This window comes from Mesorhizobium sp. M7A.F.Ca.US.006.04.2.1 (assembly GCF_004022915.1).
Lineage (GTDB): Bacteria > Pseudomonadota > Alphaproteobacteria > Rhizobiales > Rhizobiaceae > Mesorhizobium > Mesorhizobium ciceri.
Map to the genome: position 1 here is coordinate 1 of NZ_RZQA01000197.1, position 8,270 is coordinate 8,270.

The 8,270-nt window shown below is 59.8% G+C and carries 11 protein-coding genes and 1 pseudogene; 8 read left to right on the plus strand and 4 right to left on the minus strand.

Annotation, left to right across the window (positions count from 1 at the left end; translation table 11 throughout):
• The 4 genes from EN925_RS13060 to EN925_RS13075 form a co-directional block, all read left to right on the plus strand.
• Positions 1 to 1,523 (plus strand): phosphoketolase family protein (locus EN925_RS13060; protein ID WP_164894192.1); only part of this gene is annotated, 1,523 nt, incomplete at its 5' end.
• Positions 1,520 to 2,698 carry an acetate/propionate family kinase gene (locus EN925_RS13065; RefSeq protein WP_127369072.1) on the plus strand — a complete coding sequence of 393 codons (1,179 nt, stop codon included), beginning with the start codon at positions 1,520 to 1,522 and terminating at the stop codon, positions 2,696 to 2,698. The genes EN925_RS13060 and EN925_RS13065, both read left to right, overlap by 4 nt.
• Before the next feature lie 205 nt (positions 2,699 to 2,903).
• Positions 2,904 to 3,143, plus strand: coding sequence for a hypothetical protein (locus EN925_RS13070; RefSeq protein WP_013531534.1), 240 nt, complete (start codon positions 2,904 to 2,906; stop codon positions 3,141 to 3,143).
• A gap of 91 nt (positions 3,144 to 3,234) precedes the next feature.
• Positions 3,235 to 3,447 (plus strand): hypothetical protein, encoded by a 213-nt coding sequence (locus EN925_RS13075; protein WP_063168031.1) that lies wholly within the window; start codon positions 3,235 to 3,237, stop codon positions 3,445 to 3,447.
• A 57-nt stretch (positions 3,448 to 3,504) separates the two neighbouring features.
• On the opposite strand, the gene EN925_RS13080 is transcribed toward EN925_RS13075, so the two are convergent.
• From EN925_RS13080 to EN925_RS13095, 4 genes are all read right to left on the minus strand, one after another.
• Positions 3,505 to 3,669 carry a hypothetical protein gene (locus EN925_RS13080; protein ID WP_013531536.1) on the minus strand — a complete coding sequence of 55 codons (165 nt, stop codon included), beginning with the start codon at positions 3,667 to 3,669 and terminating at the stop codon, positions 3,505 to 3,507.
• A 164-nt stretch (positions 3,670 to 3,833) separates the two neighbouring features.
• The gene (locus EN925_RS13085) at positions 3,834 to 4,034 is read right to left on the minus strand and encodes a KTSC domain-containing protein (RefSeq protein WP_013531537.1); all 201 of its coding nucleotides are present in this window, start codon (positions 4,032 to 4,034) and stop codon (positions 3,834 to 3,836) included.
• Between the two features lie 80 nt (positions 4,035 to 4,114).
• Positions 4,115 to 4,549, minus strand: a complete 435-nt coding sequence (locus EN925_RS13090; RefSeq protein WP_013531538.1) for a GFA family protein — start codon at positions 4,547 to 4,549, stop codon at positions 4,115 to 4,117.
• A gap of 73 nt (positions 4,550 to 4,622) precedes the next feature.
• Positions 4,623 to 4,922 carry a PRC-barrel domain-containing protein gene (locus EN925_RS13095; protein WP_013531539.1) on the minus strand — a complete coding sequence of 100 codons (300 nt, stop codon included), beginning with the start codon at positions 4,920 to 4,922 and terminating at the stop codon, positions 4,623 to 4,625.
• Between the two features lie 551 nt (positions 4,923 to 5,473).
• Between EN925_RS13095 and EN925_RS13105 the strand changes: the two genes are divergently transcribed.
• From EN925_RS13105 to EN925_RS13120, 4 genes and pseudogenes are all read left to right on the plus strand, one after another.
• Positions 5,474 to 6,223: a Crp/Fnr family transcriptional regulator gene (locus EN925_RS13105; RefSeq protein ID WP_013531540.1), complete on the plus strand. Its 750-nt coding sequence runs from the start codon at positions 5,474 to 5,476 to the stop codon at positions 6,221 to 6,223.
• A gap of 390 nt (positions 6,224 to 6,613) precedes the next feature.
• Complete coding sequence (locus EN925_RS13110) at positions 6,614 to 7,231, plus strand: alpha-ketoglutarate-dependent dioxygenase AlkB (RefSeq protein WP_164753677.1); 618 nt, start codon at positions 6,614 to 6,616, stop codon at positions 7,229 to 7,231.
• 132 nt (positions 7,232 to 7,363) lie between these two features.
• The gene (locus EN925_RS13115) at positions 7,364 to 7,804 is read left to right on the plus strand and encodes a DUF2231 domain-containing protein (RefSeq protein ID WP_127368727.1); all 441 of its coding nucleotides are present in this window, start codon (positions 7,364 to 7,366) and stop codon (positions 7,802 to 7,804) included.
• Positions 7,801 to 8,270: pseudogene (locus EN925_RS13120) on the plus strand (sorbosone dehydrogenase family protein); the annotation flags it as partial. The gene EN925_RS13115 and the pseudogene EN925_RS13120, both read left to right, overlap by 4 nt.

Consider the following 8,270-nt stretch of genomic DNA (forward strand, 5'->3'; position numbering starts at 1 on the left):
GGCCGAAGGAGGTCGATGGCGAAAAAGTCGAGGGTTTCTGGCGCTCGCATCAAGTGCCGGTATCGAACGCTCGAGGGAATGAGGAGCACCGCAAGATCCTCGAAAACTGGATGCGAAGCTACGAGCCGGGAGAGCTGTTCGACGAAAGCGGGCACCTGTTGCCGGAGCTTGCGGCACTTGCCCCGACAGGGACAAGGCGCATGGGCGCAAGCCCGTACGCAAATGGCGGCCTGCTGAAGCGCGATCTGATGCTTCCAGATTGGAAAAGCCTGGCGCTGGAAGTGCCGCGTCCAGGTGGCGTCATTGCCGAGGCGACGCGGATTTGCGGAAGCTATCTTCGCGAGGTGTTCCGCCTCAATGCCGAGGCGCGAAACTTCCGCCTGATGGGGCCGGACGAGACATCCTCCAACCGCCTCGACGACGTGTTCGAGGTCACCGATCGGATCTGGATGGAGCGCATCGAGCCCTATGACGTCCATCTTTCCCGTGATGGTCGCGTCATGGAAGTGCTGAGCGAGCATCTCTGCCAGGGCTGGCTTGAAGGCTATCTGCTCACCGGCCGGCATGGCCTGTTTTCATGCTATGAGGCCTTCATTCATATCGTCGATTCGATGGTCAACCAGCATGCCAAATGGCTGAAGACCTCCGGCGAGCTCGCTTGGCGCAAGCCGATCGCCTCGCTCAATTACCTTTTGACCTCGCATGTCTGGCGGCAGGATCACAATGGTTTCAGCCATCAGGATCCGGGCTTTGCCGATCTGGTCGCCAACAAGAAGGCCGACACGGTAAGGCTCTATTTCCCGCCGGACGCCAACACCCTGTTGTGGATCACCGATCATTGCCTGAGAACCTATAACCGCATCAATGTCATCACCGCCGGCAAGCAGCCGGGACCGCAATGGCTGTCCATTGAAGAAGCCGGAGCGCATTGCAAAGCTGGAGCGGGCATCTGGGAATGGGCCGGCACGGTTGCTCAGCACGAGGAGCCCGATGTGGTCATGGCCTGCGCCGGCGATGTGCCGACCCTGGAAACACTGGCCGCGACAGACATTCTGCGCTCCGCGATCCCCGACCTGAAAATCCGCGTCGTCAATGTTGTCGACCTGATGACATTGCAGTCGAACACGGAGCATCCGCACGGCCTGCCCGACGGGGACTTCGACGCGTTGTTCACGAAAACACGGCCCGTCATCTTCGCCTATCACGGCTATCCCTATCTCATTCATCGCCTGACATACCGCCGCGCCAACCATGACAACATGCATGTGCATGGCTTCCGCGAGGAGGGCACCACGACGACGCCATTCGACATGGTGGTGCTCAATGAACTCGACCGCTACCATCTCGCGCTCGCCGCCATCGAACGCGTGCCGGGACTGGCCGAAAGGGCCGAAGGGCTTGCCGGCGAACTCCACGGCAGGTTGGCGAAGCACAAGGCCTATGTGCGCGAGCACGGCGAAGACATGCCCGAAATCCAGAAATGGAGCTGGCCCGACAAAGCCGCGACAAAGGGGCGCCAATGATGCGTCGGTCGATCCTGGCGCTGAATGCCGGCTCGTCCAGCATCAAGTTCGCGCTTTACGATCTTGTCTCATCACGGGATATGCAACTCGTTTCACGCGGCACGCTGGACCTGGGCGACAAACCCACACTGCGCGCAAAAGCGGCCGACGGAACGGTGCAGTGCGATCGGCCGCTCACCGCCGACAAGCGGCGTGACGCGGCCATAGGCGAGATGCTGAATTGGGTGCAGGGCGAAATTGGGGAAAGAAACCTGATCTGCGCCGGCCATCGCATCGTGCATGGCGGAAGCGAGTTCATCGAACCTGTCCGTCTGACCCCATACATCATCGACGCCATCGACAGACTTACGCCGCTTGCTCCGCTGCATCAGCCTCGCAGTCTCGCGCCCGTCCGTGCAATAGCCGCCTTGCAACCGGACCTGCCACAGGTTGGCTGTTTCGACACCGCTTTCCACCAGACGATCGATCCGCTCGTGCGGCGCTTTGCCCTTCCGCGCCAGTATGAAGAGCAAGGCTTGCGCCGCTACGGGTTCCACGGTCTCTCCTATGAATACATCGCCGGGCGGCTCAGCGAGATATCGCCAATTTTCGCGGCGAAACACACGATCGTCGCCCATCTCGGCAATGGGGCAAGTCTTTGCGCCCTGCACGGGGGCAAAAGCATCGATACCACGATGGGTTTTTCGGCCCTGGATGGCCTCGTCATGGGCACGCGGTGCGGCGCCATCGATCCCGGCGTGCTGTTGTATTTCCTGCTGGAAAGAGGCATCGCGGCGGAAGAACTGCAGGCGATGCTCTACGAGAAGTCGGGCCTGCTCGGCGTATCCGGGATTTCCGGCGACATGAGGACGCTCGAAGCGAGCAATGATCCTCGCGCGCAAGAGGCGATGGCGCTTTTCGCCTTTCGCGCCGCGAGAGAGGCCGCGGCGCTTGCAAACACGATGGGTGGCCTTGAATGCCTGGTGTTCACCGCCGGCATCGGCGAACGGTCCGCGACCATCCGCAAGGCCATATGCGAAAAATTGACCTGGCTTGGCGTGGTGCTTGAAGATCGCGCCAACAACACCCACGCCGAGATCCTCAGTCGTCCCGAGAGCAAGGTGGAAGTACGGGTGATTGCGACCGATGAGGAAAGTGTCGTTGCACGTCACAGCCGCATGGTGATGCAAGCCTGAACGCTCGCCTCGGCATCGGAAAATCGCTGTCGATTCGGCCCGATGAAAGCGCGGGCAAGGGTATTCCCTGTACGAAAATTACCAAGCAAGCGGTCGGGGGAACCAACTGCCCATAGAAATATTGTGCGAGCAATCCCGGCTAACCCCGAGATCGTCGGCCGATGATCAGGCCGACAGCCTTACTTCAGGCATTGGCTGAGGATCCATGTTTACGGACGACGTTGCGGTGAGGCGCCTGAAAATCCTGGTCGAGCAATATGTCGAGACACGCAAGAAACGCCACGATGTGATCTCTACCGCCAAGGCCGGGACCGCAATTCGAGAGGTGATGCCAAGTTGCCCGCTTTCCGGAAAGGCCTTCGATGATCTGATAGCGGCCTGCGCCATCGAGCATGGCCTCGCTGTGCTCTTCGACAATCCGGGGACATCAGGCACTGAAGTCTGAGGCTGGCGCTTCCGATGCCACCATCGCGATGAGCAGGAGTTCAGTCGACATGTCCAGGTACTTTTTCGACCTTCGAGATGAGAGCGGAAGCTTGCAGGAGGATCCCGAGGGCCAGGAATTTTCTGATCTCGCGAGCGCTGAGGAAAACGCGATGGCGTCGGCGAAGGAAATCCTTGCCGAAGAGCTGCTGCATGGCAGGCCGCTGCGTACCGGATTGACCTTCGAGATTTTTGACGAGAACCGCAACCTGGTGCTGCGCTTTCCTTTTGCGCTCGCGGCCGAAAAGGCCGGGGCACCCCCTTAATCCCGAATTGCCTGGCCGATCACCTGCAGGGGCCATACAGGTCGCCTCATGCGGATACTATCCTTCCGCCTTGAAGTTTCTGGCTTCCTTCTCGACCTTGGGGTTGTCCTTGCCATGCTTTTGCATGAGCTCCTTGGCCTGCTTGGGTGAGACGTCGGTGGTCTCTGCCAAGCGCAATGCCTTCTTGTCCTTGCTTTCGGTCTTCTGCTTCTTGGCCGTCATGGCTCTTGAACTCCCTTGAAGCCTTTTCCGATCGATCTTTGCCGGTGCGAACACCTGAGCATGTTCAGATGAACACTGTCGTTGCCTGGCTTGCTTCGACGACGAGACGTCAACGAGACGATGCCGGTCAGGTTCCGTGCATCGCCTGCTCATGTCCAAACTTGTCACGCCACGCGGCGGTACCGATGGCGGTCGCGGATGAACTCATTGAAGAAGCGGCCTTTTGAGGAAGCTTTGGTGAAAGCGGCATAAGTTGCCGGTGCAACATCCTCATATTCGTAGCGTCTGCCGCTCGGCACAAACCAGACCGACAGGATCCTGGTGGCGGGATCGTATTGCGCATTTCGGATCACGGTCGATGGCATGGTCGCACCCGACAGGTCTGCCCGAATAACCCGTTAGCGATCGTCAGGTTCCGCCGATATCCTGGCGTCACGCACCGCGACTACCGGTCGCGCGGGTTGCCGAACTTCGGGTCGCGCTTCCTTGAATATCGGTCGATGCGTGGCAGGCTGTCATCAAACTCGATCCACGGCAGCCTCAGGTCCCAATAGGCATGGGCTTGCGGCCGAAACCCTTCAGGGTTGTCAAAGAAGCCGATCGTCACATAGAACTCGTCCGGCAGGCCTTCGTCGCTATAGCCTATCGAGCTTCCACAGTCTGGGCAGAACGTGCGGGTGACGCCTGGCGTTTGGGAAAAGGCCTTCGGCGTCCCTCTGAGGAGCTGAAATTGCTTCGGCCGGTAACCAACCCAGATCGTCAGCGGACTTCCGATGGCCCGGCGGCAATCGTCGTCGTGATCGTAGCATATCCAGAAAGGCTCTCCGTCCAGGGCTGCGGCGATCCCTCCGCAGAAGCAGGCTCCGGTTTCGCGCCGCATCGTCTGTCCACCCTGTTGCGCCTAAGAGAGAGCGGCCGAGTGGCCGCTCCCGTTCAAGGTGAAGTCCTTGAAATCATGCATCGTGATGCTCGGGCATGCTCTTGAGCTGATCCTTGGTCCAGTTCGTCACCGCGTGAACGTCGCCGTCTTCATCGCGCATGAATTCCAACTGGCTTGCGGGAACGGCCACCGGCTTGGCGCCAATGCCGAGAAAGCCGCCGACATCGATGACGACCTGACTGGCGGCTCCTGAGCCGTGCACATGCGAAACGCTGCCGACTTTGTTGTCGTCTGCGTCGTAAATCGTGGCGTCTTCGAGAATGTCTGGTGTCAGTTCGGTGCTTGTGAGGCGTACGTGGTTGGTGTGATCCATCTTTCGAGACTCCTGTTGGGTGGAATATTTGAACCTCTCAGCCGAGCAATCGTTCCGAACAATTCCGGGGGCGACGGACGGACGACGCAAGGACGCTAGAAGCCTCAACTCAGCCTCCGTCCGAATTGACTCGCAAAGCTCCGTACGGAAGCGTACAAAAGGAAATCGTCAGCAGCACAGTTGGGGCGCTGACGCTTGGGAGTGACCATCGCTCTTGCCCATCACGAAGGAGCCCGAGCACCCCGGTCTGCCAGTGGGCGCGATGACCGCGCTGGCGCGGGATACAGGCGCCACTGAACAACAGATACGCGAAATCATATCGCTCCTCGGGTTCGATCGCGCCTCTATCTTGCGGGAGGCTCGTTTGCTGGCGAAAGATAGTCAGCCAACAAGGCCTTCGAGTCTTCAGCAGTAACTGTCGGTTTCATACCAACGCGCCCGCCCGTCTAGTGCTGCGCGAGACGAAGTCTATGGTTCGTTACCGTCCGCTCGTTCGACGGGCGCGGCCGGCTAAGAGATCCCAGTGCTCTTGCCCAAGGGAAAAGAGTCTCGTGGATTACCAGACACTGCAAGCCAAGAGCGAATTGCTTCGCCGGATGAGCGCGGACGATTTCGCGCGGCTACGTCCGCATCTGGCGAGTGTTTTTCTTGAGTTGCGCGCGCCGCTGGAGACCGCGGGGCAGAAGATCGAAGCCGTCTACTTTCTGGAAAGCGGGCTGGCCTCGGTAGTGGCGAGGACTTCGCCTGCGACCGAAGCCGAAGTCGGAATCATCGGGTTCGAAGGAATGACCGGTTCGGCCCTGGTCATGGGGGACGACCAGGCCAACTTTGATTGTTACGTCCAGTCGACATGCGAGGCTCTCCGGATAGAGGCTGCCCCCTTCGTCGAAGCCCTGGAGGACAGCCCTACATTGCGGTCGTTCCTGTTGCGCTATGTCCAATATTTCCATGTTCAGACAAGCTATACGGCATCGATCAACGCGCGGCAGAGCCTGGAAGTTCGACTGGCAAGATGGCTTTTGATGTGCAGCGACCGCACTGTCGGCGACAGGCTTATGATAACCCATGAATTTCTGTCCATCATGCTTGGTGTGAGGCGTCCGGGGGTTACCGTCGGCCTCCAGATGATCGAAAGTTATGGTTATATCCGAGCGCGCCGCGGAGAGATTACGATCCGCGATCGAGACGGTCTCATGACGTTGGCGCGAGATTCTTACGGTCCACCCGAAACCCAGTACCGCCGGCTGGTCGGAGATTTGGGCTCGAAGCATCCCGCGAGGCAGGAGCGGCCTCTCGTTTGAGCGCGCCGGGCCAACGGAGGCTTCTCCGCCACTGAGCCGACAACAGGACATTTCGAGTGGCCGGCGCGATGATGCCGGTGAGACACCGTTGCCTAAACCCGCGCCGGCCACTGCGGCATGTTTTGGGGATGCCGCGTTGCCAATCTAGTTGCCGACAAGCAACTGGCAACGAAGGCTCACGGTTTGGTAAGAACCGTACGTACATGCACGCAACTCCCTCGGTCGCGTTCAAGGCATGCTCGCGAAATCCTGAGTTGAATACAGTCCCTCGATAAAATCCGGATTGGCAGGCCCTGTCCGTCGTTGGGGTGACGTCCGCAGGGTGGGTGCAGATTGGCTGGCCAGGTTCCGATATTGCCAGGCGGGCTGGCCTTCACCATCTTAGCTGGGATGGCGACACCCAAATCGAAAACACTCGACTCCGGCTCATCCGGGCTTCAGCACGATCTCTTTGGTGCTGCCGACGACCTACCGGAAGGTTTCTTCTATCAGCCCGAGTTGATCACGGCGCAAGAAGAAACGGAACTCGCCCGGCATCTGGAAGGCCTTCCGTTCGAGGCGTTCGATTTCCGTGGCCATCTGGCAAACCGGCGCGTCGTCGGTTTTGGCCTGCGTTACGACTACGACAGACGCCAGGTCGTCGAGGCGCCGCCGATCCCTGACTTCCTGCTGTCCCTGCGCGACAAGATCGCAGCGTTGGCAGGCCGGCCCGCCAACGCCTTCGCGCAAGTGTTGATCAACGAATACCGGCCCGGCGCCGGCATCGGCTGGCATCGAGACAAGCCTCATTTCGAAGACGTTGCGGGTGTTTCGTTGCTGGCGCCTTGCAGCTTCCGGCTCCGGCGGAAGAATGGCGCCAAATGGGATCGCCGGACCATCGTCGTCGAACCAAGGTCGGCGTATCTCATGACCGGACCATCGCGCACGGAATGGGAGCACAGCATTCCGGCGGTTGACCTGCACCGCTACTCGATCACCTTGAGGACATTGCGCACCAACTCCGCATGAGCATCGCGCGCCGAGCCGTTCTGTGCCATTGCCAGCGCCATCACGAGTTCTTGAACGCAAAACGGTTCCGGGAACCTCCCAACCACAAGTTGGTTTGGAGGACAGGTACAGCTTCAAAGGTGGAGAATGTCCATGGCCCGTGCCCGATCCGTGTTGGTGGCAGCCCGGCGTCCGTTCCATAAAACGCCGATGGCGGTCGCAAACGCATGTTTCGTCGGCACATTGCTGACCGACGTTGCCTATTGGCGAAGCGCTGAAATGATGTGGGCAAATTTTTCCGCCTGGCTGCTCCTTGCCGGCCTGGTTGTAGGCGTGCTCGCGGTCCTTGCAGCACTTGTCGATTTGTCTACCGGCCGACTTGCCCGTCAAGCCGGGCCTGCATGGCCATATCTCCTTGGCAGCCTCGTCGTGCTCGTCATATCGCTCTTCAACGCACTGGTGCACAGCCGTGATGCCTGGACCTCGGTCGTGCCGACGGGGCTCATCCTGTCCGCCGTCGCCGTGATCGTTATCCTCTTGCTGGGACTGCTGGGATGGAGTTCCGGCCACACTCAAGTGGAGGTGGTCGAATGAATGTCTCCGCCAGACATATCCGGCGTATCGCGAGCCTCGGTCTGCTGTTCGGATCGATTTTGGCGCTGCCCGCATGCAGCGATAACGAACCGGATCCCACCGATCAGGTCGGAGCAAACCCGACGCTGCCTGAACCTATTCAGTATCTGGTGCCGCCCATGCATGTCGCGTCGGTCGTCGGTTGGAAACAAGACGAGAAGCCGACCGTCGCCAAGGGTTTGCAAATCCAGGCCTTTGCCAAGGGCTTGAGGCATCCGCGCTCGCTTTACACATTGCCGAATGGTGACGTTCTGGTGGTCGAATCCGTGGCGCCGGCCGGTGCCGCGATCAAGCGGCCGAAAGACCTGATCATGGGCTGGATCGAGTTGATGGCGACCTCGGGCGGCGGCACCGAAGGAAGCAACCGTATCACCCTGCTGCGGGATACGAACGGCGATGGTCTGCCCGATGTCCAGGAGGTCTTCCT

Excerpts from the sequence above, each read along its gene's own strand:
- EN925_RS13070 (WP_013531534.1), top strand. The coding sequence starts at position 2,904 with ATGTTTACGGACGACGTTGCGGTGAGGCGCCTGAAAATCCTGGTCGAG.
- EN925_RS13110 (WP_164753677.1), top strand. The coding sequence starts at position 6,614 with ATGGCGACACCCAAATCGAAAACACTCGACTCCGGCTCATCCGGGCTT.
- EN925_RS13090 (WP_013531538.1), bottom strand. The coding sequence starts at position 4,549 with ATGCGGCGCGAAACCGGAGCCTGCTTCTGCGGAGGGATCGCCGCAGCC.
- EN925_RS13115 (WP_127368727.1), top strand. The coding sequence starts at position 7,364 with ATGGCCCGTGCCCGATCCGTGTTGGTGGCAGCCCGGCGTCCGTTCCAT.
- EN925_RS13095 (WP_013531539.1), bottom strand. The coding sequence starts at position 4,922 with ATGGATCACACCAACCACGTACGCCTCACAAGCACCGAACTGACACCA.
- EN925_RS13080 (WP_013531536.1), bottom strand. The coding sequence starts at position 3,669 with ATGACGGCCAAGAAGCAGAAGACCGAAAGCAAGGACAAGAAGGCATTG.
- EN925_RS13085 (WP_013531537.1), bottom strand. The coding sequence starts at position 4,034 with ATGCCATCGACCGTGATCCGAAATGCGCAATACGATCCCGCCACCAGG.
- EN925_RS13065 (WP_127369072.1), top strand. The coding sequence starts at position 1,520 with ATGATGCGTCGGTCGATCCTGGCGCTGAATGCCGGCTCGTCCAGCATC.